Annotated in this window: 21 protein-coding genes; 11 read left to right on the top strand and 10 right to left on the bottom strand. The window is 73.9% G+C overall.

The features are described from left to right. Positions 1 to 9 precede the first annotated feature (9 nt). Both hemQ and hemG read right to left on the bottom strand, forming a co-directional pair. A complete protein-coding gene (gene hemQ / locus KME79_RS02730; protein ID WP_148030366.1) occupies positions 10 to 711 on the bottom strand; it encodes a hydrogen peroxide-dependent heme synthase in 702 nt (233 codons plus the stop codon). Next, positions 708 to 2,120: a protoporphyrinogen oxidase gene (hemG, locus tag KME79_RS02725; protein ID WP_271279331.1), complete on the bottom strand. Its 1,413-nt coding sequence runs from the start codon at positions 2,118 to 2,120 to the stop codon at positions 708 to 710. Before hemG ends, hemQ begins: the two co-directional genes overlap by 4 nt. A gap of 121 nt (positions 2,121 to 2,241) precedes the next feature. Here hemG and KME79_RS02720 point away from each other — a divergent pair, with 121 nt between their 5' ends. Continuing rightward, positions 2,242 to 3,150: a DUF4349 domain-containing protein gene (locus KME79_RS02720; RefSeq protein ID WP_219543179.1), complete on the top strand. Its 909-nt coding sequence runs from the start codon at positions 2,242 to 2,244 to the stop codon at positions 3,148 to 3,150. Between the two features lie 5 nt (positions 3,151 to 3,155). Here KME79_RS02720 and hemE read toward each other — a convergent pair whose 3' ends face one another. Next, positions 3,156 to 4,154: a uroporphyrinogen decarboxylase gene (gene hemE, locus KME79_RS02715; RefSeq protein ID WP_219543282.1), complete on the bottom strand. Its 999-nt coding sequence runs from the start codon at positions 4,152 to 4,154 to the stop codon at positions 3,156 to 3,158. 323 nt (positions 4,155 to 4,477) lie between these two features. On the opposite strand from hemE, the gene KME79_RS02710 reads away from it, so the two are divergent. From KME79_RS02710 to KME79_RS02685, 6 genes are all read left to right on the top strand, one after another. After that, positions 4,478 to 4,681 (top strand): hypothetical protein, encoded by a 204-nt coding sequence (locus tag KME79_RS02710; RefSeq protein ID WP_148030362.1) that lies wholly within the window; start codon positions 4,478 to 4,480, stop codon positions 4,679 to 4,681. A gap of 60 nt (positions 4,682 to 4,741) precedes the next feature. After that, entirely contained in the window at positions 4,742 to 5,338 is a 597-nt protein-coding gene (locus tag KME79_RS02705; protein ID WP_148030361.1) for a DUF3000 domain-containing protein, read from the top strand. Positions 5,339 to 5,383: 45 nt separating this feature from the next. Continuing rightward, a complete protein-coding gene (locus KME79_RS02700; RefSeq protein WP_148030360.1) occupies positions 5,384 to 6,610 on the top strand; it encodes a ribonuclease D in 1,227 nt (408 codons plus the stop codon). A gap of 68 nt (positions 6,611 to 6,678) precedes the next feature. Then, entirely contained in the window at positions 6,679 to 7,824 is a 1,146-nt protein-coding gene (locus tag KME79_RS02695; protein WP_219543178.1) for a Gfo/Idh/MocA family protein, read from the top strand. Continuing rightward, entirely contained in the window at positions 7,821 to 8,984 is a 1,164-nt protein-coding gene (locus KME79_RS02690; RefSeq protein WP_219543177.1) for a dihydrodipicolinate synthase family protein, read from the top strand. Before KME79_RS02695 ends, KME79_RS02690 begins: the two co-directional genes overlap by 4 nt. Next, positions 8,981 to 9,868: a sugar phosphate isomerase/epimerase family protein gene (locus KME79_RS02685; protein ID WP_219543176.1), complete on the top strand. Its 888-nt coding sequence runs from the start codon at positions 8,981 to 8,983 to the stop codon at positions 9,866 to 9,868. The genes KME79_RS02690 and KME79_RS02685 overlap by 4 nt, the downstream gene beginning before the upstream one ends. On the opposite strand, the gene KME79_RS02680 is transcribed toward KME79_RS02685, so the two are convergent. From KME79_RS02680 to KME79_RS02650, 7 genes are all read right to left on the bottom strand, one after another. Next, on the bottom strand, positions 9,820 to 12,420 hold the full coding sequence (locus KME79_RS02680) for a PEP/pyruvate-binding domain-containing protein (protein WP_219543175.1): 2,601 nt from the start codon (positions 12,418 to 12,420) through the stop codon (positions 9,820 to 9,822). The genes KME79_RS02685 and KME79_RS02680 overlap by 49 nt on opposite strands. A 76-nt stretch (positions 12,421 to 12,496) precedes the next feature. After that, positions 12,497 to 13,423: an alkaline phosphatase family protein gene (locus KME79_RS02675; protein ID WP_219543174.1), complete on the bottom strand. Its 927-nt coding sequence runs from the start codon at positions 13,421 to 13,423 to the stop codon at positions 12,497 to 12,499. A 69-nt stretch (positions 13,424 to 13,492) separates the two neighbouring features. After that, positions 13,493 to 15,121, bottom strand: a complete 1,629-nt coding sequence (locus tag KME79_RS02670; protein WP_246639154.1) for a phospholipase D family protein — start codon at positions 15,119 to 15,121, stop codon at positions 13,493 to 13,495. Between the two features lie 208 nt (positions 15,122 to 15,329). Continuing rightward, the gene (locus KME79_RS02665) at positions 15,330 to 16,103 is read right to left on the bottom strand and encodes a sugar phosphate isomerase/epimerase family protein (RefSeq protein WP_219543173.1); all 774 of its coding nucleotides are present in this window, start codon (positions 16,101 to 16,103) and stop codon (positions 15,330 to 15,332) included. A 16-nt stretch (positions 16,104 to 16,119) separates the two neighbouring features. Beyond that, complete coding sequence (locus KME79_RS02660; protein ID WP_219543172.1) at positions 16,120 to 17,112, bottom strand: LacI family DNA-binding transcriptional regulator; 993 nt, start codon at positions 17,110 to 17,112, stop codon at positions 16,120 to 16,122. Between the two features lie 69 nt (positions 17,113 to 17,181). Further along, positions 17,182 to 18,387 (bottom strand): hypothetical protein, encoded by a 1,206-nt coding sequence (locus tag KME79_RS02655; RefSeq protein WP_219543171.1) that lies wholly within the window; start codon positions 18,385 to 18,387, stop codon positions 17,182 to 17,184. Between the two features lie 157 nt (positions 18,388 to 18,544). After that, on the bottom strand, positions 18,545 to 19,111 hold the full coding sequence (locus KME79_RS02650; protein WP_219543170.1) for a TetR family transcriptional regulator: 567 nt from the start codon (positions 19,109 to 19,111) through the stop codon (positions 18,545 to 18,547). A 76-nt stretch (positions 19,112 to 19,187) separates the two neighbouring features. Here KME79_RS02650 and KME79_RS02645 point away from each other — a divergent pair, with 76 nt between their 5' ends. From KME79_RS02645 to KME79_RS02630, 4 genes are all read left to right on the top strand, one after another. Next, on the top strand, positions 19,188 to 19,919 hold the full coding sequence (locus tag KME79_RS02645) for an SDR family NAD(P)-dependent oxidoreductase (protein ID WP_219543169.1): 732 nt from the start codon (positions 19,188 to 19,190) through the stop codon (positions 19,917 to 19,919). A gap of 133 nt (positions 19,920 to 20,052) precedes the next feature. After that, the gene (locus tag KME79_RS02640; protein ID WP_219543168.1) at positions 20,053 to 20,838 is read left to right on the top strand and encodes a hypothetical protein; all 786 of its coding nucleotides are present in this window, start codon (positions 20,053 to 20,055) and stop codon (positions 20,836 to 20,838) included. Positions 20,839 to 20,877: 39 nt separating this feature from the next. Then, entirely contained in the window at positions 20,878 to 22,062 is a 1,185-nt protein-coding gene (locus tag KME79_RS02635) for a thiolase family protein (RefSeq protein WP_219543167.1), read from the top strand. A gap of 64 nt (positions 22,063 to 22,126) precedes the next feature. Then, positions 22,127 to 24,232 carry a 3-hydroxyacyl-CoA dehydrogenase NAD-binding domain-containing protein gene (locus KME79_RS02630; protein WP_219543166.1) on the top strand — a complete coding sequence of 702 codons (2,106 nt, stop codon included), beginning with the start codon at positions 22,127 to 22,129 and terminating at the stop codon, positions 24,230 to 24,232. The last annotated feature ends 78 nt before the right edge of the window (positions 24,233 to 24,310 follow it).

Genomic DNA, 24,310 nt, shown 5'->3' with positions numbered 1-24,310 from the left:
CGGGAAGGCTCAGGGCAGATCGGCCACCAGCTCGCGGACCGGCTTGCGGGTGCCGGTGTAGAAGGGGATCTCCAGCCGGGTGTGCCGCCGGGCCTCGGCGCCGCGCAGGGTGCGCATCAGGTCGACGATGCGGTGCAGCTCGTCGGCCTCGAACGCCAGCATCCACTCGTAGTCGCTGAGCGCGAAGGAGGAGACGGTGTTGGCCCGCACGTCGGGGTAGTCGCGCGCCATCCGGCCGTGCTCGGCGAGCATCGCCCGGCGCTCGGAGTCCTCCAGGAGGTACCACTCCAGCGAGCGGACGAACGGGTAGACGCACACGTAGGCCCGCGGCTCCTCCTCGGCCAGGAACGCCGGGATGTGCGACTTGTTGAACTCGGCGGGCCGGTGGAGCGCCATCGCCGACCAGACCGGGCGGCTGTGGCGGCCCAGCTCGGTGCGGCGGAAGCGGGAGTAGACCTCCTGCAGGGCCTCCGCCGTCGGGGCGTGCCACCAGAACATGAAGTCGGCGTCGGCGCGGAACCCGCCCACGTCGTAGAGGCCCCGGGTGACGACGTCCTTGCCCGCGGCCTGCTCCAGGAGCTCCTCGACCTCCTCGCCGACCGCGTCGCGGGCGCCGGTGACAGGCGCGCTCGCCTGGAACACCGACCACATGGTGTAGCGGATCACCTGATTGAGATCGCGGGCCTTCGGCCGCGCTGCGTCCTGCGTCATGATGTCGATTCTCCTCGTCGGGACAGGTGGTCCAGGATCCGGGAGGCGGCCGTGCGCGCGGTGGCCAGGCAGGCGGGGATCCCCAGCCCGTCGTAGGCGGCCCCGCACACCGCCAGCGCCGGCTGCCCGGCGACGGCGGCGTGCACGCGCGCCACCCGGTCGATGTGACCCACGTTGTACTGCGGCAGGGCTCCGCCCCACCGGGTGACGCGGGTGTCGAGCGGGAGCCCGCGCGCCCCCATGACCTCGCTCATCTCGGCCATGGCCACCGAGACCAGCTCCGCGTCGTCGCGTTGCAGCAGGTGTTCCTCGCCGATCCGGCCGATCGAGCAGCGCACCAGCACGAGGTCGCGCGAGAGGTGGGGCCACTTGACCGAGCTGAACGTGACCGCCTTGACGGCCCGCCCCTCGACCGGCGGCACCAGGTAGCCGCTGCGCGCCGGCCGCTCGGGGAAGGCGCCGGCAGGGTAGGCGAGGGTGACGACGGCCATGCTGGCGTACTCGACGCGCGCCAGCTCGGCGGCCGCCCCCGGCACCTCGGCCTTCAGCATGCGGGCCGCGGCGGGGGCGGGCACGGCGACGATGACCGCGTCGGCCTCGATGGTCTCGGGCCTCGGCACCGGCCCGGCGACGAGCCGCCAGCCGTGCGGGGTGCGGTGCAGTTCGCGTACGGTGACGCCGGTCCTGACGTCGGCCCCGGACGCCTTGGCGACGGCCTCCGGCAGGCTGCCCATGCCGTTGCGGAGCGTGGTGAAGACCGGGCCGGCGTCCTTCGGGGTCTCTGCCACGATGTGGCGGGCGGCGGCGAGCAGGGAGCGCTCGGCCCGGGCCGCGGCGGCGACGCGCGGCATCGTCGCCTCCAGCGAGAGCATGTCGGAGCGGCCCGCGTAGACGCCGCCCAGCAGCGGCTCGACCAGCCGGTCGAGCACCTCGCCGCCCATCCGCGCCCGGATGTAGGCGGCGACGGACACGTCGGTGCGGACCAGGGTCGCGGGCATGATCTGGTCGAGCGGCACCCGCAGCAGGCCGCCCGCCGACAGGATGCCGGACCTGGCCAGCTCGGCCAGGTCGGACGGCACGCCCATGACCTGGCCCTTGGGCAGCGACCGGAGCGCGCCCCTGGTGTAGATGGCCGACGAGGCGGCGCCGGGGGTCATCAGGTCGTCGCCGAGCCCGACCGCCCCGGCGAGGTCTTTGCCCTCCGGCCGCCTGGCGAGCATGGCCTCGGCGCCGGCGTCGAGGCTCACCCCGGCCACCTCCGTGGCGTACAGCTTGCCGCCGATGCGGGGGGCGCCCTCGACCACCGTCACCTTGACCCGCTCGCCCGCGCTCTGCCTGAGGTGCCAGGCGGCGGCCAGGCCGGAGATCCCGCCGCCGATGACGGCCACGTGTGCCCGATTACCTTCCACGCTTTCCGACGCTACCGCCCCGGAGGGCCGGTCAGCTGCTCGGGGGCGTGACCGTAACGTGATCCTTGCCATCAAACCGGCCCAGGCCGGGAGCCGTCTCAGGGGCATGAGGAGAGCACAGATGATCGCCGCGCTGGTGACGGGGTGCGCGGCCCTGCTGGTGACCGGCTGCGCCGGCGGCGGCGGGTCGGCGGCCGACTCCGCGGCCGCCCCGGCCTACGCGACCGGCGAGGCCTCCGTCATGGCCTCGGAGGCTCCGGCCAGGGCCGAAGCCCAGAAGCAGGACTCGGGCGGGCGCAACCCCGCCTCCGGGGTGGAGGTCACCCGGCAGGACCGGCAGGTCATCTACACCGGCCGGATGACGGTGCGGGTCAAGGACGTGACGGCGGCGGCCCAGCAGGCCAAGGACGCCGTCACCGGGGCGGGCGGCCATCTGGCCAAGGAGGAGAGCCGGTCGTCCGAGCGGGCGAGCGCGTCGGCGGAGCTGGAGTTCAAGATCCCGCCCGCGCGTTACCCGGACGTGCTGACCCGGCTCGGGCGGGACCTGGGCGAGCGGCTGTCGCTGAACCAGGAGACGGAGGACGTCACGGTCCAGGTGGCCGACGTGGAGAGCAGGGTGAAGTCGGCCGAGCGGGCGCTCGAGTCGCTGCGCACGCTGCTCACCAAGGCGGACACGATCGGCCAGGTGCTGGACGTGGAGCGCGAGATCGCCACCCGCGCGGCCGACCTGGAGTCGCTGCAGGCCCAGCGCAAGAGCCTGGCCGAGCAGACCGCCATGGCCACGCTCACGCTGCGGCTGGTGGGCCCGGCCGCGGCGGTGTCGCTGCCGGCCGACGAGCCCGCGGGCTTCCTCGGCGGCCTGCGCGCGGGCTGGGACTCTCTCGTGACCTTCCTGATGGTGCTGGTCACGGCGCTCGGGGCGGCCCTGCCGTGGCTGGCGGTGATCACCCCGCCGGTCGTGCTCGCGCTGGTGATGGTACGGCGGCGGCGACGTCGCAGGACACCCGCGCCGGACCCGTCGGCGGCCTGACCCGCTCAGAACTCGTGGACCAGGTCCGTGAGCCGCTTGAGCTGGTCGGGGTCGACGGACGGCAGCACGCCGTGGCCGAGGTTGAACACGTGGCCCTCGGCCGCCGCGCCGCGCCGCAGCACCTCGCGGGCCTTGCGCTCGACGACCTCCCACGGGGCCAGCAGGACGGCCGGGTCGAGGTTGCCCTGCAGCGCCTTGCCCGGCCCGACCCGGCGGGCCGCCTCGTCGAGCGGCACCCTCCAGTCGACGCCGACCACGTCGGCCCCCGCCTCGCCGAGCAGCCCCAGCAGCTCGCCGGTGCCGACGCCGAAGTGGATGCGCGGCACGCCCAGGCCGGCCAGGCCCTCGAAGATGCGGCGGGTGTGGGGCAGCACGAACTCGCGGTAGTCGTCGGCCGCCACCGCGCCCACCCAGGAGTCGAACAGCTGGACGGCGGACGCGCCGGCCCGGATCTGGATGCGCAGGTGTTCGAGGACGATGCCGGCCAGCCGGTCCATGAGGTCGTGCCACAGCTCGGGCTCGCCGTACATCATGGCCTTGGTGCGGTCGTGGTTCTTGGACGGCCCGCCCTCGATCAGGTAGGAGCCGAGCGTGAACGGGGCGCCGGCGAAGCCGATCAGCGGCGTGCCGCCCAGCTCGCCGGTGAGCGCCTCGATCGCCTCGGTGACGTACGGCACGTCGCCGGGCTCCAGCGGGCGCAGCGCGCCGAGCCCGGCCCGGTCGCGGATCGGGTCGGCGACGACCGGGCCGACGCCCGGCTTGATGTCGAGGTCGATGCCGATGGCCTTGAGCGGCACCACGATGTCGCTGAAGAAGATGGCCGCGTCGACGCCGTAGCGGCGGACCGGCTGCATGGTGATCTCGACGATCAGTTCGGGCGTGGCGCAGGCGGTGAGCATGGGCACGCCCTCGCGCACCTTGAGGTATTCGGGCAGCGAACGCCCGGCCTGGCGCATGTACCAGACAGGGGTGTGCGGGACCTCCTGGCGGCGGCAGGCGCGCAGGAAGGCGGAGTCGTCGAGGTTCACCCTTCAAGGGTGCCATGACGGGGTGGCGGTCCCGCCATCGGCGCGTTGTGCGGAAAATCCCGCCGGTTCACCCCCGATTCATGATCAGATGTGGGGGTGGACGTTTCAACGCCGGCCCGCGGGGTCGAGGTCGCCCCTCGGGACGGCCGGATGCCGGTCTCGGATGGGCCAATTATCGGCAAAGGCACCGCGCGGCATCGATTCGGCATCCACTTTCGGGACACGCCGAGCGCGTTGCGCGGAAATGTCAGTCGCTCGTGCCACCGTCGGAGCCACGACCCGAAGAAAGGCCCCGGTTCATGACAGCGTTGTGGAGTTCCGCGGAGTGCCGCAGCGAGCACTGCGCGTCCTGTGCCGGCGAGCGGCCGTTCGAGCAGCCGGGCTGCGCCGACGGGCACGAGCCGGGTGAGTGCCCGGAGTGGGCCTGCGTCTCGTGCGGCCACGCGATCCTCCTCGGTTCGGCTCAGACCGCCCGCCCGGTCCGCCTGCTGGCGACGGTGTGACCACGCACGATGAGCACCCCCGTGGTCCCCTTCCGTCCCGCTCCGGCCTACTCTTCGACTATGACCCTCGGTGACGGGCCGTCGGCTCCCGCGGCGTTCCTCCGCGCGGTCGAGAGCCTGCGTCCGGCCGAGGTCAGGCCGGAGATCGAGCTGGAGGAGCTGCCCGCGCCGCAGCGCCTGGCCCCCCACTCGGCGGCCATCGGCGCCTCGGTCTACCGCGACGACGACGAGCTGGCGGTCGGCCGGCTGATCCTGCTCTACGACCCCGACGGCCAGCGCGGCTGGGACGGGCCGTTCCGGCTGGTGGCCTACGTGCGGGCCGACATGGAGCCGGAGATCACCTCCGACCCGATGCTCGGGCCGGTCGCGTGGAGCTGGCTGACCGAAGCGCTCGACGCTCACCACGCCGACTACTCCGCCGCCGGCGGTACCGTGACAAGAGCGGTGTCCGAGGGTTTCGGCAACAAGGCCGACGATCCGGTCACCACCGAGCTCGAGCTGCGGGCGTCCTGGTCCCCCGCGCAGGAGGATCTGTCCGGACATGTCGCCGCCTGGTGCGACCTCATGTGCGTGGCTGCCGGGATCCCGCCGCTTCCCCCTGACGTGGCCGCCATGCCCCGCAGACCCGAAGATCCGGAGAGTGACCGAACGACGTGAGGGCACCAGACAACACAGCACCGGTGTCACGAGGGCGGTGACCTCATGACCGAAGAGAGAACCGTCGTCCCGCTCCTGGAGCCGCGCGACGGCATCCCGCCGATCGTGGCCGACGACGCCGCCTACTCCCGCACCGTCGAGGCGTTCGCCTCCGGCTCCGGGCCGGTGGCCGTCGACGCCGAGCGCGCCTCCGGCTACCGCTACGGCAACCGCGCCTACCTCGTGCAGCTGCGCCGTGAGGGCGCCGGCACCGCGCTGATCGACCCGGTCTCCTGCCCCGACCTGTCGGGGCTCGACGCGGCCGTCGCCGAGACGGAGATCGTGCTGCACGCCGCGTCCCAGGATTTGCCGTGCCTGCTGGAGCTGGGGTTCCGGCCGCGCTACATCTTCGACACCGAGCTGGCGGGCCGGCTGCTCGGCTACGAGCGGGTGGGGCTCGGCACGATGGTGGAGACCGTGCTGGGCCTGCGGCTGGAGAAGGGGCATTCGGCCGCCGACTGGTCGACCAGGCCGCTGCCCGAGGCGTGGCTGCGCTACGCCGCGCTCGACGTGGAGGTGCTGGTGGAGCTCCGTGACGCGCTCCACCGCGAGCTGGCGGAGGCCGGCAAGCTGGAGTGGGCGCGCGAGGAGTTCGAGGCGGTGCTCAACACGCCGCCGCCGATGCCGCGGGCCGACCCGTGGCGGCGCACGTCGGGCATCCACAAGGTGCGCAACGTGCGCGCCCTGGCCATCGTGCGCGAGCTGTGGACCATGCGCGACCGGATCGCCAGCGAGAACGACCTGGCCCCCGGCCGGGTGCTGCCCGACGCCGCGATCGTGACGGCCGCGCTGGAGGTCCCCCGCACCAAGAAGGCGCTCACCGAGATCACCGCCTTCACCGGGCGCAGCGCCCGCCGCCACATGAACGACTGGCTGGCCGCCGTGGCCAGGGCGCGCAACCTGCCCGACAGCCAGCTCCCGCAGCCGAGCACGCCCGGCGACGGGCCGCCGCCGGCCAACCGCTGGCCCGACCGCGATCCGGCCGCCGCCAAGCGGCTCGCGGCGGCGCGCGCCGTGGTGGCCGCGCTGGCCGAGGAGCACCGTATGCCCACGGAGAACCTGCTGCAGCCCGACGCGGTGCGCAGGCTCACGTGGGAGCCGCCCGAGGACATCACCGACGAGAGCGTCGCCGCCCGCCTGCGCAAGCTCGGCGCCCGCGAGTGGCAGCTCTCACTCACCGCCCACCCGATCGCGAAGGCGCTGGCCAGGCTGGAGTCCGCGAGCGAGGGCTGAGCGGCTCTTGACGCCTCAGGCGGCTCCGCCGTACGGTTCGGGAAAGCGCTTTCCCTGAAAGGATCCCCATGAGCGTGCGCACCATCGGCGTCGTCATGAACGGCGTCACCGGACGGATGGGCTACCGGCAGCATCTGGTCCGCTCCGTTTTGGCGATCAACGAACAGGGCGGTGTGACGCTCTCCGACGGCAGCAGGGTCACCCTCAGGCCGGTGCTCGTCGGCAGGAACGCCGACAAGCTCGCCCGGATCGCGGCCGCCCACGGCATCCCCGACCACACCACCGACCTCGACGCCGCGCTGGCCGACGACGGCAACCTGATCTACTTCGACGCCCAGGTCACCTCGGCCCGGGTCAAGGCCGTGCTCAAGGCCGTCGACGCGGGCAAGCACATCTACGCCGAGAAGCCCACCGCCGAGTCGGTGCAGGAGGCGGTCGCGCTGGCGGAGGCCGCCGCGGCCAAGGGCGTCAAGAACGGCGTGGTGCAGGACAAGCTGTTCCTGCCGGGCCTGCTGAAGCTCAAGCGCCTGGTCGACGGCGGCTTCTTCGGCCGGATCCTGTCGGTGCGCGGCGAGTTCGGCTACTGGGTGTTCGAGGGCGACTGGCAGGAGGCGCAGCGCCCGTCGTGGAACTACCGGTCGGAGGACGGCGGCGGCATCGTGCTCGACATGTTCCCGCACTGGCACTACGTGATGGAGAACCTCTTCGGCCGGGTCACCTCGGTGTACGCGCACGCCGCCACGCACATCCCCGAGCGGGTGGACGAGCGGGGCGACCGCTACGCGGCCACCGCCGACGACGCCGCCTACGGGATCTTCGAGCTGGAGGGCGGCGTCGTCGCGCAGATCAACTCCTCCTGGACGGTCCGCGTCAACCGGGACGAGCTGGTGGAGTTCCAGGTGGACGGCACCCACGGCAGCGCCGTCGCGGGCCTGCGCGACTGCCGGGCGCAGCATCGCGCCGCCACCCCCAAGCCGGTCTGGAACCCCGACCTGCCGGTGACCGCCCGCTTCCGCGACGACTGGCAGACGGTGCCGGACAACGCCGAGTTCGACAACGGCTTCAAGATCCAGTGGGAGCTGTACGTCCGCCACGTCCTGGAGGACGCGCCGTTCCCGTACGACTTCGCGTCGGGCGCGCGCGGCGTGCAGCTGGCCGAGCTGGGCCTGCGCTCGTCGGCGGAGGGCCGCAGGATCGAGGTGCCGCAGCTGTGAGGATCGACCTGCCCGGCGGCCCGTACACGCTGAGCGAGCCGGTGACCTGGCCGACCGGCGGCGGCCCCGCCACCAGCCGCGTGGTGTACGCGGCCGCGCACGTGGTGGCCGACCCGCTCGGCGACAACACCCCCGGCGCGCCGGCCGCCGTCGACTGGGAAGCCACGCTGCGTTTCCGCCGCCATCTGTGGTCGTACGGGCTGCGGGTGGCCGACGCGATGGACACCGCGCAGCGCAACATGGGCCTGGACTGGGCCGCCACCCGTGAGCTGATCAGGCGCAGCGCCGCCGAGGCGGCCACGCTCGGCGACCCGGCGGAGCTGGTCGCGTGCGGCGCCGGGACCGATCACGCGCCCGGCGCGGACGACCTGGACGCCATCGTCGCCGCGTACGCCGAACAGGTGGAGACCGTCCAGGAGACCGGCGCCGGAGTGATCATCATGGCGTCGCGGCAGCTCGCCCGGGTGGCGGGCGGCCCGAAGGACTACCACCGGGTGTACGGGAAGCTGTTCGGGCTGGCGGACCGGCCGGTGATCCTGCACTGGCTGGGCGAGATGTTCGACCCCCAGCTGGCCGGCTACTGGGGGGCGCGCGACGTCGCGGCGGCCACGGAGTCGTTCCTGGAGCTGGTCCACGCGCACGCCCCGATGGTGGACGGGGTGAAGGTGTCGCTGCTGGACGAGGAGCACGAGGTGCGGCTGCGCGCCGCGCTGCCCGCGGGCGTCAGGCTCTACACCGGCGACGACTTCAACTACCCGTCGCTGATCAGGACGGGCTCGCACGCGCTGCTGGGCATCTTCGACGCGATCGCCCCGGCCGCCGCCGCGGCGCTGCGGGCGCTGGACGCCGCCGAGGCCGCGCCCGCCGGGCCGGACAGGGACCGGCTGCTGGCCTCGTACGAGGAGATCCTGGCGCCGACGGTGCCGTTGTCGCGCAAGATCTTCGAGTCGCCGACGTTCCACTACAAGACGGGGATCGTGTTCCTGGCGTGGCTGAACGGGCACCAGGACGCGTTCGCGATGGTGAACGGCGCGCAGTCGGCCCGGTCGCTGACGCATCTGGCGGAGGTGTTCCGGCTGGCCGACCGGGCGGGGCTGCTGGCCGACCAGGAGCTCGCGGTGCGCCGGATGCGGGCGCTGCTGGAGGTGAACGGGCTGTGAGCCTGTCGCTGAACCAGTGGACGACACGGCGGTGGTCGCTGCCCGAGGCGGTCGACGGCTGCGCCAGGCACGGGCTGGAGGCCGTCGGCCTGTGGCGGGAGAAGGTGGCCGAGACGGGGCTCGCGCGCAGCGCCAAGCTGGTGCGCGAGGCCGGGCTGCGGGTCTCGTCACTCTGCCGGGGCGGCTTCCTGACGGCGGGCGGGCTGCCCGGCGAGGAGGGCCGGCGGGCGTTCGCGGAGGCGCTGGAGGACAACCGGCGGGCCGTCGACGAGGCCGCCGAACTGGGCGCGGCCTGCCTGGTGATGGTGGTCGGCGGGCTGCCGGGGGTGCGGCCGGGCGAGCCGCTGCCCGCCGGGTTCTCGCGCGATGTCGCCGGGGCGCGGGAGCGGGTGGCCGAGGCCCTCGCCTCGCTGGCCCCGTACGCGGGAGAGCGCGGGGTGAAGCTGGCCCTGGAGCCGCTGCACCCGGTCTACTGCCCGGACCGGGCCGTGCTCTCCACGCTCGGGCAGGCGCTCGACCTGGCGCTGCCGTACCCGGAGGAGCAGGTCGGCGTGGTGGTCGACACCTTCCACGTGTGGTGGGACCCGGCGCTCCACGAGCAGATCGCCAGGGCGGGCCGGCGGATCGCCTCCTACCAGGTGTGCGACTACCTGCACCCGCTGCCGGCGGACGTGCTGCTGGGCCGGGGCATGATGGGCGACGGGGTGATCGACTTCCCGCCGATCACCCGGGCGGTGGCCGCCGCCGGATACATCGGCGACGTCGAGGTGGAGATCTTCAACGCCGACGTCTGGGCGGCGGACCCGGACGAGGTGGTGGCCACGATGAAGGAGCGCTACGCGGGCGTGGTGACCGTGCCGGCGGCGCCGTTCACCGTGACCTGAGCGCCCGACGCGATGCGGTGGGTGGCGTCGGGGACGCCGACGACGGCGGGGATGCCGTACTCCCGCGCCACCACCGCGCCGTGCGACATGGCGCCGCCCATCTCCATGACCAGGCCGCCCGCGGTGAGGAACAGCGGCGTCCACCCGGGGTCGGTGGACGGGCAGACCAGGATCTCGCCGGGCTCCAGCTGGGCGCCGACCGGGTCGAGCACCACCCGCGCCGTCCCCGTGACGGTGCCCGACGAGGCGGGGGTGCCGGTGATCGCCCCCTCCGGCGCCGCGCCGGCCATCGCCGCCTCGGGCTCGGTGCCGTCCGACAGCATAAGCCTCGGCACGTGCCTGCGGCGGCGCTCCCGCTCGTGGACGGCCCGGCGGGCGGCGACGGTCTCCCGCGCGTCACCGCCCTCCCCGGCCACCGCCGCCTCCAGCTCGGCGAAGTCCAGGAAGAACACGTCCTGCGCCGAGTCCAGCACACCCTCGTCCACCAGGTGGCCGCCCACCTCCAGCAGGCTCGCCCGTACGCCGGCGATGGCCTTGACCGCGTAGAACTTGGGCAGCTCGCGGAGCCCGGCGAACTGCCGGGCGCGGCCCAGGGCGAACCGGACGACCGCGGCGCGGAGCCGGCCGCGGCGGCGCGCGGCGGCCACGGCCTCGGCCACCGCCCGCCGGGCGGCCACCTCGCCCCTGGCGAACAGCGCGGCCGGGGCGTGGTCGGCGTCCGCGTCCATGCGCAGGTAGTTGGCCAGCGCGCCGAGGATGTGGCCCGGCTCCTCCGACCAGCGGGGCACGCCGATGTCGATCTCGGCGACGCCGCGGTGCCCGTACAGGCCGAGGAACGCGGTGATCTCGCGCTGGGCGACGGGAGGCAGCGTGCCGGCGCGGTAGCGGCGGACCAGCTCGGCGACCGGCTCGCGCCGGAACACCTCCGGCTCGATGCGCGTGGCGAGCCGCCACAGCTCCAGGTCCATCTCGGTGGTCGGGTTGTTCGGGACGCTGCGCAGCACCTCCTGCATCTCGCCCAGCGGCGTCCCGGACAGCCTGGCGGCCAGCGCGTACAGCCCGTATCCGGTGAGCGCCGTCGGCATGATCGAGACGATCGCGGGGAAGGCGCCGCCGAGCATCCGCTGGGCGTGCCGCAGCCGGTCGGCGGGCGTGGCCGTCTCGGGCAGCCGCAGGTGCCCGTCGAGGTCCTCGCCCAGCTTGCGGGTGTACGCGAGCGCGCGTTCCGGGCGGGTGAGCGCCCGCAGCACCTTGGCGGGGACCCGCAGGCGGCGGCCGAAGTGGGCGGCGGCCCGGAGGAGCGGGCGGCGCGAGGTGTGCGTCACCGGCAGCCGGGGGTCGGCGGCCAGCTCGCGCACCAGCGCCACGGTGCGGGCCTCGCCCACCTGCATGACCCGGGGCAGGATCACCCGTCCCGCGCGGCTGCGCAGCGGGGTGGTGATGTCGATCCAGAGCCGCTCCCCCGCCGAGACCAGGACCGGCGGCCCCTCGCGCGGGTCGGCGGGCGGGCGCCCGAACGCGCCCGCGGCGCCGGAGGCGAGCAGCTTGATCGTCGCCTGCCCCAGCGGCGTGAGCGGGCCCATGACGCCCTGCGCGACGTTGAACGAGAAGTACACCCGCAGGCCGTCCCGGGGCTCGGGCAGCGGGTACAGGGTGGTGATCGGCCTGGCCTGGGTCAGCCACAGCCCGCCGTCGGCGCCGATGGCCCACTCGGTGTCCTGCGGGGCGCCGTAGTGCTCCTCGACCCTGGCGCCCAGCGCGGCCAGCTCCCGCACCTGGTCGTCGGTGAGGCAGAACCCGTCGCGCGGCGGCGTGTCGAGCCGCTCGGTGCCGCCGCCCGGCAGGGCCCGGACGAGCAGCCGCTTGTCGCCCGCGCGGCGCTCGCGGATCTCGCCGGTGCGGGCGTCGGCGACGAACCGGTCGGGGTTGACCGCGCCCGACACGACGGCCTCGCCGAGACCGGGGGCGGCGTCGATCACCGCCTCGTGCCGCCTGCCGGTCACCGGGTTGGCGGTGAACATCACGCCGGCCACCCGGGCGTCCACCATCTCCTGCACCACGACGGCCAGGCTGACGCCGGCGTGATCGACGCCGTTGGCCTCGCGGTAGGCGACGGCCCTGTCGGTCCAGAGCGAGGCCCAGCAGCGGCGCACCGCGTCGAGCACCGCCTCGGCGCCCGTCACGTTGAGGTAGGTGTCCTGCTGGCCGGCGAAGCTGGCGTGCGGCAGGTCCTCGGCCGTGGCCGACGACCGCACCGCCACCGCCGCGCCCGCCGGCAGCTTCTCGTACGCGACGGCGACGGCCCGCGCGATGTCCGGCGGGACGGGGGTGGCGAGCAGCCGTTCCCTGGCCTTCTCCGCCAGCCCGTCACCGCCGGCGGCGATCAGCCCGTCCAGGCCCGCCTCGGCGGCGACCCGCCGGTAGGCGTCGGTGGTCACCACCCAGCCCGGCGGCACCGGCAGGCCCGCCCCGATCAGCTCGCCGAGGTTGGCGGCCTTCCCGCCGGCTTCCGCCAGCATCCCGCCGCGCACCTGGGAAAGGTCAAGCACCATCGGGCCTCCCGCCCCTCGTGGTCCCTGAACACGAGTCTTCCCCTGGTGGGCGAGAAATTCAACACTTGATGAACAATCAGATCGGCAGCGGCACACCGTCCAGGTCCCACGCCGGGTCCACCGGGATGCCGAGCTGGGCCAGCGCCGTCGGGCCCACGTCCACCGGCCGCGGCCCGGCCAGCGGCACGCCGCCCAGGTCGGCGCCCAGCCGGGCGGCGATGACGAACACCGTCCGCTCCTCGTCCGAGGCGCCGCCGTGGCCGCCCTCGTCGACGTGGCCGTGGTCGGTGGTCACCAGAACCGTCCACCGCTCCCCCGCGTACGAGGGCCGGCCGCGGATCGCGTCGAGGAAGCCGCCCAGGGCGGTGTCCTGGGTCATGAGCGCGGCGGTGTACTCGGGGCAGAACGGCCCCAGCTCGTGCGCCACCTCGTCGGTGTCGCCCAGGTAGACGAACGACAGGTCGGGGCCGGCCTCCGCCAGGTGGCGCCCGGCCTCGGCGGTGACCTGCTTGTCGGCGCCGGCGAAGGTGAGCGCGTAGCCGTCGAGGACGAGCCGGTGGCCGATGGTCCGGCCGAAGGCGCCGTGCTCGTCGAGGGCCGCCCAGGAGAAGAACGCCGCCGTCGTGAGGTCGGGGCGCGCGGCCTGCGCCCGCGACAAGAAGTCCGGATATTTCGTGAACTGTGCTCCGGCGAACCCGTTGTCCACCACGCCATGTTTGTCCGGCCACACCCCGCTGGCGATCGACGACCAGCCAGGCCCCGAGTCGGTCCGCGCCCTGATCACGCGTTCCCCGGGCGGAGCCGGCTCCGCCGGCGGCTCGGGGACGACCTCGCCGGGCGACTCGGTCCGCGGCGCGTCCTCCTCCCCGTACGGGAGCAGGCTCGTGCCGTACGCGCCCGCGGACATCAGCGACGTCAGGACCGGCGGGCGCAGCGCGCGCAGCCGGTCGAAGCGCAGGCCGTCCATGCCGACGACGAGCACCTTGTTTCTCAGCTGGGACATTCCCCCATCTAAGCGCCCCCGTCTGGATGATTGATTCCAAGGGGTGTGGAATCAATCATCCAGCAGCGGTCAGAACCGGCCCGACCGCCGAAGCTCGGCCGGCCGCCCGTCCGGGTCCACCGCGAACCGGTAGAGGGGCATGGCCAGTACCTTCTGCAGCCTCGACAGGGTGGGCTCCGGGTGCGGGCGCAGCCGGCCCGGCGGGCGCGGCCCCTCCTCGCCGCCCCGGTGCCACTCCTCCAGCCGGGACGCGGCCCGCGCGAACGCCGCGAAGGCGGCGGCCGGGTCGCACAGCTTGTCCTGCTCGCCGCCGGGTAGATCCAGGTGCTCGGCCATGAGGGTCAGCCGCAGGTCGCGGGCGAAGCGCAGCGCGCCGTACGGCGGACGCGGGTCCTCCCGCTCGTCCAGCACCGCGCAGCTCAGCTCCGAGTCGTACGTCCACGAGCGCAGGTTGACGTTGTCGGAGCCGACCGTGGCCCACATGTCGTCCACCACGCAGGCCTTGGCGTGCACGTAGATCGGCGTGCCCCGGTGGTTCTCCAGGTCGTAGACGGCGACCCGGTCGCCGCCGGCGGCGCGCAGCCGGGCCAGGGCGTCCGCACGGCCGATCAGGCTGGCGGGGCCGGCCAGCAGGCCGTCCTGGTCGGGATGGCGCGGCACGACGACGATCATGCGCAGGCCGGGCTCGCGCTCCAGCGCCTCCGCGAACGGCTCGATGACGTCGGTGGACCACAGGTACTGGTCCTCCAGATAGACGATGGAGCGGGCGCGGGCCAGCACCTTGCGGTAGGCGCGGGCGATGCTGCGCTCGCCGTCCGGCGCGAACGGGTAGCGGTCGCGCCGCGCCGGATAGGTACGCAATAACTGCACCGCGTGCCGCCCGGCCGGCGGCGGAGGCGGACCCGGCTTCGGCAGCGGCGGGGCGTCGTCCATCCGGCCGATGTGGTCGCGCAGCCGGCGCAGCGGGTCGCGGGTCTCGGGGGCGGGGTCCTCCCAGCGTTCACAGAAGACCGCCTCCACCTCGGCGACGGCCGGCCCGTGGATGGCGACCTGGACGTCGTGCCAGGGCGGGCGGTGGCCGTACACGGCGGGCATGGGGCAGCTCTGCGGGTCGCCCAGATGGTCCGCGTCGTCGCGGCGGCTGTGACACAGGTCGATGCCGCCGACGAAGGCGACGTCCCTGGCGGGGTCGCCGTCGTGGCGCAGGATGACGAACTTCTGGTGATGCGCGCCGCCCGGCTTGGTCCGCGTGTCCAGCAGGGCCTGGCCGCCGGAGTCCTCGATCTCCCTGCCGAGGCGGCGGTTCTCGGCCGAGCTGAAACGCAGCAGGTCCATGTGGGAGCGCCAGATGAGGCCGCGTACGAGGGCGCCGCGCCGCGCGGCCGCGGCCATCGCCTCGCCCACGGTCGGGCCGTCGGGGGTCAGGCGCTCGTCGGGGTCGCCGCGCCAGTCGGCGAAGAGCAGCAGGTCGTCGTGGCCGAGCCGCTCGACGCAGGCCCGCAGCTCGGCGAAATAGGTCGCTCCGTGGACGAGCGGGCGTACGTCGTTGCCGGTCGTCCACGGGCCGAGCCTGGTCGCCCCGTTGCCGCGTTCCTCCTCGGTCAGGAACCAGTCCTCGATCCGCATCCCGTACCGGTTACCCCGTACGGGGGCGGTGATGTGCGCCTGCGCGGCCGTCTCCTTGTCGTCCCTGGTCAACCAAGGTGAACGTCGACCCGCGCGCGTGACGGGGGAACGGCAGGACGGGCGGCCTGATCGGTCAGCCGCGGACGTCGACGGCTCGTGAGACACGCAGGTGCAGCGCGAAGAGGCGGTCGGCTCAAGGCGGCGAAGCCCCTCGACCGGCCCACCGCGCGGTCACTCACCGCCTGCGACCACTGATCCCACGCCCCTTGGAATCAATCGTTTAGACGCCGAACCGCCGCACCCACGCGGCGGCCCCCGGCAGGATCTCCTCCACCGGCGCGACCTGCGGATACCAGGTGCGCTCCCACTCCAGCGACACCCAGCCGCGGTAGCCGGCCGCGCGGAGCAGCTCGCCCGCCTCGTCCAGCGGCACGGACCCGGTCCACATCGGCACCGGGGTGGTGTCGGCGGCCGACACCGCGTCCTTGACCTGGACGTAGGCCAGGCTCGGGCCGAGCGCGGCGAGCGTGGCGGCCGGGGACTCGCCGTGGCGCCACGGGTGGAGCAGGTCCCAGAGCGCGCCGGCCGTCGCGGGGGTGCCGGCCTCGGCCAGCAGGGCGGCCACCGCGGCCCCGGTGGCCATCTTGTCGTGGGTCTCCACCAGCACCCGCACGCCCAGCTCCGCCGCCGTACCGGAGACCGCCTTGAGCCGACGCGCGCCCAGCGCGAGATCGTCGCCGCGCGGGAACACCCGCACCGCCGGCGCGCCGAGGTCGGCGGCCAGCTCCAGGTCGGCGCGGAGCGCCCCGATCACCGCCTCGTCGTCCGCCGGCTCGCAGACGCCGACGTAGCCGGCGAGCGCGGCGATCTCCAGCCCGGCGTCCTCGACGCGCCGCCGCACCGACAGCCGCTCCGGGCCGCCGAGCCCCGCGTGCACGCCGGTGCCGGGATGCAGCCGCAGCTCCAGCCCCGCGCAGCCGGTTCGCAGGCCGGTCCCGATGGCCTCGTCCAGGCCGGCGCCCGGCATGCCCAGGGTGCTGAAGGCCAGTCGCATCAGGTGGGTTCTCCCGTCACCGCAGGTCTCTGACGCTCTCGCGGAGCACGACCTCGCCGGCCACCCGCTCCACCACCGCGCCCTCGTCGGTCGTCAGCGCCAGCTCCAGCGCCCGCGCGCCCATGTCCTTCAGCGGCAGCCGGACCGTCGTCAGCGCGGGCACCTGGTCACGCAGCGTGGCGATGTCGTCGAAACCGGCCACCGACAGGTCCTGCGGAACCCGGATGCCGTGCTCCCGGTAGGCGGCGAGCGCGCCCACGGCCATCACGTCGTTGACCGCGAACACGCAGGTCGCGTCGCCGGTGCGCCGGGCCGCCGCGTAACCGCCGTCGCGGTCGAACGGGCCGTGCAGGACGAGCGGCTCCGGCAGCCCCAGCTCCCGCAGGGCCGAGGTGAACCCGGCGCACCGGTCGGCGGCGGTCATCAGGTGGGGCGGCCCGGCGAGCACGGCGAAGCGGGTGTGGCCGAGCCCGGCCAGCGCGCGGGCCAGGGCGGCGGAGCCTTCCCGGTTGGCGGGCGCGACGGTGTTCACGCCCAGCAGGTCCTGGCCGACGCAGGCCACCCGCCCGCCGCTCGCGCGGTAGGCGGCGAGCTCGGCGGCCAAACGGCCGGTGACCTCGGGGTCGGCCATGCGGGACCCGGCCAGCAGCACGGCGCGGACCCGCTGCGCGTGCAGGGTGGACACGTACGCGATCTCCTGCTCGGGGTCGCGGTGGGTGGTGCCGACCATCACCAGCAGGCCCTCACCGGCGGCGGCCCGCATGGCGCCGTCGGCCAGGGCCGCGAAGTACGGGTCGGTCAGGTCATGCACCACGATGCCGATGACGTTGCTGGCGCCGCGGGCGAGCGTCTGGGCGGCGATGTTGGCGCGGTAGCCCAGTTCGTCGGCGGCGCGCTCGACGCGCGCCCGCAGCGTGGCGCCCACCTGGCGGGTGCTGCCGTTGAGCACCCGCGAGGCGGTCGCGAGCGAGACGCCCGCCTGCTTGGCGACGTCTTCCAGCGTGACCAAGAGACCCTCCAGGAAAACGGTTTCCAGTATGCCGGAAAACAAGCGTCCGGAACCGCATCCTTACACGTCTCAGCCCCAGGGGAACAGGATGTCCAGCAGGCCTCGCCTGGTCTCCTCCGGCTGCGGCATGTCGGTGACGGGATCGCTGGTCGGCGCGCTCGACTCGGTGTCCTCCGTCCGGTCCGGCTCGGGCCGGGCGCTGACCTTGGCCTCGTTCATCTCGTCGACCGGCGCGCGGGTGGCCCTGCTCGACGGCTCCGGGTCCGGCTCGGCGGCGCGGGTCCGCGTGCGGGTGGGCTCGGGCTCCGGTTCGGGCTCCGGTTCGGCCGAGGCCGTCCGGGTCGGGCGGACCCTGGTCTGCGTCGTGGGCGCGGTGGTGGGGGTCTCGGAGACCTCGGGCTCGGGAGTGGCCGTATCGGTCGCCTCCTCGATGGGGACGTCCGTCTCCGCCTCCTCGTCGGCGGAGGGCGAGCTGAGGTCGCTGACGGAGGCGCACCGCCCGCCCGCGCAGGGGTCGTCGGAGGAGGTGCTGGTGAGCATCCAGCCGCCGCCCACGCCCAGCACCACCACGGCAGCGGCGGCGGCCAGCAGCAGCCTGGTGCGGCGCCGCACCTCGCCGTCGCCGTTGTCGTAGTCCTTGCCGTAGTCCTTGCCGTAGTCCTTGCCGTGGTCGTCGCCGTCGCCGGAGGAGCCGGTCCAGCCGGAGCCGAGGAATCCGCGCTTGGGCTCCTCGTCGGGCTCCTCGTAGCCCCGGTCGAGGGGCAGGTAACCGGCCCCATCCGGGTCGTCGGCGGGCCTGCGCGGGTCGCTCGGCTCGTCTCCCGCGTACTCGCCGGCCGCGTTCTCGGCGAAGGCGTCGGTGTACACCGGACCCTGGGAGTCGGGGTAGCCGTCGATGTAGGAGGCGCCCTGGTCGTCGGTGTAACCGCCGCTCGCGGCGTACGGGCCGCTTTCGGCGTACGAGGCGCCCTCGGCGTACTGGGTGCCCTTGGCATACGGGCCGCTCTCGGCGTACGGGGTGTTGTCGGCGTACGAGCCGCTCTCGGCGTACGGGGCGTCGAGGTAGGAGGGCTCGTCCTTGGCCGGGTACGGGTCGCCGGCGGGGGTGTCGTCCGGGGGCAGGATGTACGTCTCGTTGCCCGAGACCTGGATGGCGGGCTGCTCGTCGGTGTCATCCGTGCTCCAGCGCGGAGACAGGACATCGCCGGTCAGGTCCGGGTTCACCGGCCTGCCCTGCCCGTCGTCGTATGGCCTGTCGTTGTCGTCGCGCGCCACGCTGAACCTCTTCTAGTGCGAATACGGAGTGCAACCTTTCATAACAGATTTAACCAACATCTGTCCGGATATTTCACTCTTTTCCCGAAGACTACTCACAGTCACATCGGCCCCTGCCGTGACTCGACGTCCCACCCTCGGAGACGCCGGAGGGCCTTCAGCGGATCCCGGCAAGGAGAGCGTCGAGCGCGGACCTGACCCGCTCGGGCGTGACACCCTCGCGCAGCCGGTGCGCCAGCAGCGGCGCGGCGAACGGCGCCAGCAGCGCGTCGGCCAGCGGGGCGGCGTCGGCGCCGGGCGCCGCCTGCGCGACCAGCATCGCCAGGTGGGCGTGGTGGGCCTGGTAGGCGCCGCCGAAGCGGGCCAGCGGCGCGGCCGTCTCGGCCATCAGCAGCAGGTCGAGCTGCTCGACCGTACGCTCCAGCAGGGCGTGCAGGAACGCGCGGATGCGCTCGCGCGGCTCCGCCCCCGGCCCGAGCGGCGGCGGCCCTCCGACGAAGGCCGCCTGGAACTCGCGCTCCCGCTCGTCGATGAGCGCGTAGGCGAGCCCGGAGCGGTCGCCGAAGCGGCGGTAGAGCGTGCCGACGCCGACCCCTGCCGCGGCGGCGACCTCCGCCATCGCCAGGCCCTCCACCCCCCGCTCGGCGACGATGCCGGCGGCGGCGGCGAGGATCTTCGCCCGGTTGCGGGCGGCGTCGCTGCGCTCGCTTCTCACGGCGTCCATCCTTCCACCCGAGACAAACGGAATAGATTCCGGTTACTATCTCAAGCGGAATCCATTCCGCTTCACTGGAGGAATCATGGGACGCAAGGTCGCGCTGGTCACCGGAGGCAGCAGGGGGATCGGCGCCGCCATCGCCCGCCGGCTCGCCGCCGACGGGTTCGACGTGGCGATCACGTACGCCGCCGAGGCCGGCCGGGCGGCGGCCGTGGCCGCGGAGGCCGAGGCGCTGGGACGGCGCGCCCTGGCCGTCCGGGCCAGGGCCGAGGACGCGGGCGAGGTGGTGGCGGCGGTCGAGCGCACGGTGGCCACCCTGGGCCGGCTCGACGTGGTCGTCGGCAACGCCGGCATCGCCCCGTACGGGCCACTGGAGGATGTCACGCTTGAGGAGGTGGACCGTGTGCTCGCGGTGCACGCCCGCGCGTCGTTCGTGCTGGCCCAGGCCGCGGCGCGGCACCTGCCGGAGGGCGGGCGGATCATCATGATCGGCAGCAGCCTGGCCGAGCGCGTCCCGTACCCGGACTGGACGCTGTACGCGATGAGCAAGTCCGCGCTCGTCGGCCTCACCAAGGGGCTGGCCCGCGACCTCGGCTCCCGCGGCATCACCGCCAACCTGGTCCATCCCGGCTCCACCGACACCGAGATGAACCCGGCCGACGGGCCGGGCGCCGACGAGGAACGCTCGTACACCGCGCTGGGCCGCTACTGCTCCCCGGAGGACATCGCCGCGACCGTGGCCCACCTGGCCGGCGAGGGCGGCCGCAACATCACCGGCGCCGCCATCCCCGTGGACGCCGGCGTCAGCACCTGACACTCCCGGCCCGCACAGACGCCCGCGTCACGAGCGGGCGACACCAGCTCACGTGGACGTGGATTCGGGAGTCGGGTGGATCGGTGACTCCAGCTTGCCGAAACCGGGACGTCACGGAGCGTTGTCCCGCATCATGACCACCATGCTCACGAGCGAGATCGCGCCCCCTCCCGGCGCCGTGGCCGTGGCGGCGCTGCGGGCGCGGGTCCGGGACGCGCGGCGCCGCGCCCGTGTGGCGCTGGCCGCCGCACTCCTGTTCCCGGCCGCCACGCAGGTGCTCGCCGAGCGGGCGGACGGCGCGTGGGCGGCGCCGCTCGCCCTGCTCTCCCTGGCGTCCTTCGCCGGCGCGCTGGCCGCGCTGGCCGTCACGCAGGTGGTGTGGGGGTCGCGGGCGCGCGCCGCCCGGCGCCGGGAGCGGGAGCTGTACGCGGTGGCGCCGCCCTCACCCCTGCTGCCGGTGGGCAGGCTGGTCATGGCGTGCGGGTGGGCGGTGGTGCTGCTGCTCGGCGGCACGCTGCCGGGCCTGTTCGGGGAGTCCGCGCTCGCCGCCGTCCTGGAGAGCGCGATGACGGCGCTCGGCTGGGCCGGGGCGGGAGCGGCGGTCTGCTTCGCCGCCTGGTGGGCCCGTGACCTCGCGGCGCGCGTCGCCCACCCGGGCACACCTCCCAGCGACCCCTGGGACCCCGCCCGGCTCGCCGGGAACCTCCCCGGACCTCAGGCCCCCACGAGCGGGAGGGCGCCCAGGCATCGAGCGGGTCCCCGCCTCGGGCGCGTGCGGGCGGTGACACGGAGAGCAGGGATGATGGTGGCTGTGACCGGGGTGCTGGGGGTAAGGGGGAGGGTGTGGGACCTCGATCCGGTGGTGATCTGCGCCCTGGTCGCCGCGGGGGTCGCGTGCGCGGTAGTTACTCATGAGTAGCATAAGGGCGGAAGCTGTCCAGCAACGAGGAGCTGATCCGTGCCTTCCTCTCGTGACGTCGTGTTCGTCGACGGCGTGCGCACCCCTTTCGGCAGATCCGGGCCGAAGGGGCTGTATGCGGAGACCCGCGCTGACGACCTGGTCGTGCGCGTCATCCGCGAACTCATGCGGCGCAACCCCGCCCTGCCGCCCGAGCGGGTGGACGAGGTCGCCATCGCCGCCACCACCCAGATCGGCGACCAGGGCCTGACCATCGGCCGCTCGGCGGCGGTGCTGGCAGGGCTGCCGAAGTCCGTGCCCGGCTACGCGATCGACCGGATGTGCGCGGGCGCGATGACCGCGGTGACCACGGTCGCCGGCGGCATCGCCTTCGGCGCCTACGACGTGGCCATCGCGGGCGGCGTCGAGCACATGGGCCGCCACCCGATGGGCGAGGGCGTCGACCCGAACCCGCGGTTCCTGTCGGAGAAGCTGGTCGACCCGAGCGCCCTGGTCATGGGCATGACGGCGGAGAACCTGCACGACCGCCATCCCACGATCACCAAGGAGCGCGCCGACGCGTACGCGGTGCTGTCGCAGGAGAAGGTGGCCAAGGCGTACGCGGACGGCAAGATTCAGCCCGACCTGGTGCCGACCGCGGTGCGCACGGCGGAGAAGGGCTGGGGCCTGGCCACCCAGGACGAGGCGCCGCGTCCCGGCACCACCCTGGAGGCGCTGGGCACACTGAAGACGCCGTTCCGCCCGCACGGCCACGTGACGGCCGGCAACTCCTCGGGCATCAACGACGGCGCGACCGGCTGCGTCGTGGCGGCCGCCGACGTCGCCGCGGAGCTCGGCCTGACGCCGAAGATGCGGCTCGTCTCGTACGCGTTCGCCGGTGTGGACCCGGAGGTCATGGGCGTCGGCCCGATCCCGTCCACGGAGCGCGCTCTCCGCCTGGCGAATCTCGAAATGTCGGACATTGGGCTGATCGAGATCAACGAGGCGTTCGCCGTCCAGGTCCTCGCCTTCCTGGAACACTTCGGCCTCGCCGACGACGACCCCCGGGTGAACCCGTACGGCGGCGCGATCGCGTTCGGCCACCCGCTGGCCTCCTCCGGCGTACGGCTGATGACGCAGCTCGCCCGCCAGTTCGGCGAGCGCCCCGACGTGCGCTACGGCATCACCACCATGTGCGTCGGCATGGGCATGGGCGGCACCGTGATCTGGGAGAACCTGGCATGAGCGAGCGAAGCGAGAGAACCATGAGACACAGCAGCATGCTCACAGGACCGACGGAGGAGGGCCTGTGAGCACTCTTGACACCTGGCGCGCGCTGCTGACCGAGCGCGCCACGGACGAGGTCGTCACCAAGGCCCTGGTCCGCGACGTGGAGCTGCCCGGCGGCGCGGGCACGATGGCGCTGATCACGCTCGACAACGGCTTCGACCACACCAAGCCCAACACGTTCGGCCCGCACGGCCTGTTCGCGCTCAACGGCGCGCTGTCGGAGATCGCCGAGCGGACCGACCTGGCGGCGGTGGGCGTCACCGGCAAGCCGTTCGTGTTCGGCGTCGGCGCCGACCTGAAGGGCGCGGCGGCGCTGACCACCCGTGAGGAGGCGCTGGCGATCGGCGCCCTGGGCCACCACGTGTTCCGCCGGCTGGGCGAGCTGGGCGTCCCGTCGTTCGCGTTCGTCAACGGCGCGGCCATGGGCGGCGGCCTGGAGGTGGCGCTGCACTGCACCTACCGCACGATCTCCTCGGGCGTCCCCGCGGTGGCGCTGCCGGAGTGCTCGCTCGGCCTGGTGCCGGGCTGGGGCGGCACGCAGCTGCTCCCCCGCCTGACAGGCCCGGCGAACGCGATCAAGCTGATCGTGGAGAACCCGCTCGCGCAGAACCGCATGACCAGGGGCCGCGAGGCGTTCGAGCTGGGGGTCGCGGACGCGCTGTTCGAGCCGGCCGACTTCCTGGAGGAGTCGCTGCGCTGGGCGGCCCGCGTGCTCACCGGCGAGGTGACGGTCGAGCGCCCCGACCACACCGCCGCCGACTGGGACAAGGTGGTCGCCGACGCCCGTTTCCTGGTCGACATGAAGCTCCACGGCGCCGCTCCCGCGCCGTACCGGGCGCTCGACCTGGTCGCGCTGGCCCGTACCGCCTCCCGCGACGAGGGCTTCGCCGCCGAGGACGAGGCGCTCGCCGACCTGCTGCTCAGCGACGAGCTGCGGGCCGGTCTCTACTCCTTCGACCTGGTGCAGCGCCGGGCCAGGCGGCCCGCGGGCGCGCCGGACGCGTCGCTGGCGCGCAAGGTCACCAAGGTCGGCGTCGTCGGCGCGGGCCTCATGGCCTCGCAGATGGCGCTGCTGTTCGCCCGCCGGCTGCAGGTCCCGGTCGTGCTGACCGACCTCGACCAGGCCAGGCTCGACAAGGGCGTCTCGTACGTGCACGCCGAGGTCGACAAGCTGGCCGGCAAGGGCCGCGTCTCGCCCGACCAGGCCAACCGGCTCAAGGCGCTGGTGACGGGCTCGCTGACCAAGGACGCCTTCGCCGACGCCGACTTCGTGATCGAGGCGGTCTTCGAGGACCTGACGGTCAAGAAGCAGGTGTTCGCCGAGGTGGAGGCCGTGGTGCGGGCCGACTGCGTGCTGGCCACCAACACCTCCTCGCTGAGCGTCACCGCGATGGGCGAGGACCTGGCGCACCCGGAGCGGCTGGTCGGCTTCCACTTCTTCAACCCGGTCGCGGTCATGCCGCTGCTGGAGATCGTCAGGGGCGGCGCGACCGACGACGCCACGCTGGCCACCGCGTTCGCCGTCGGCAAGGCGCTGAAGAAGTCGTCGGTGCTGGTCAAGGACGCCCCGGCGTTCGTCGTCAACCGGCTGCTCACCCGGTTCATGGGCGAGGTCATCGGGGCCGTGGACGAGGGCACCCCGCTGGAGGCGGCCGAGCACGCGCTGGACCGGCTCGGGCTGCCGATGACGCCGTTCGCGCTGCTGCAGCTCGTCGGCCCGGCGGTGGGCCTGCACGTGGCGGAGACGCTGCACGAGGCGTTCCCCGACCGGTTCGGGGTCTCGGCCAACCTGGCCAAGCTGGTCGCCGCCGGCAAGCCGGGCGTGTACCGGCCGGACTTCTCGCTGGACGAGGAGGCGGTCGCGCTGTTCGCGGGCGGCTCCGGCGTCGCGGACGGGCCGTCCACCGCCGATCAGGTACGCGTGCGCGTGCTGAGGGCGCTGGCCGGGGAGATCCGGATCATGCTGGACGAGGGCGTCGTGGCGGCGCCGCAGGACATCGACCTGTGCATGATCCTGGGCGCCGGCTGGCCGTTCCACCTGGGCGGCATCACGCCGTACCTGGACCGCGCCGGTCACTCGCCGTCACGGTTCCTGCCGCCGGGAGTCGCCTCGCTCCCCGCTTGACCTGCCTTTGGGGAGGCTCGCCCGGCGGGCCTCCCCTCCGATCGTCACTCTCCGTCGTAGCCTCTGATGCCGTGTGCT

It is taken from the genome of Nonomuraea harbinensis (genome assembly GCF_019396385.1).
GTDB lineage: Bacteria > Actinomycetota > Actinomycetes > Streptosporangiales > Streptosporangiaceae > Nonomuraea > Nonomuraea ferruginea.
The sequence above is the reverse complement of the archived record's forward strand: the minus strand, read 5'-3'. Positions and strand labels throughout refer to the sequence as shown.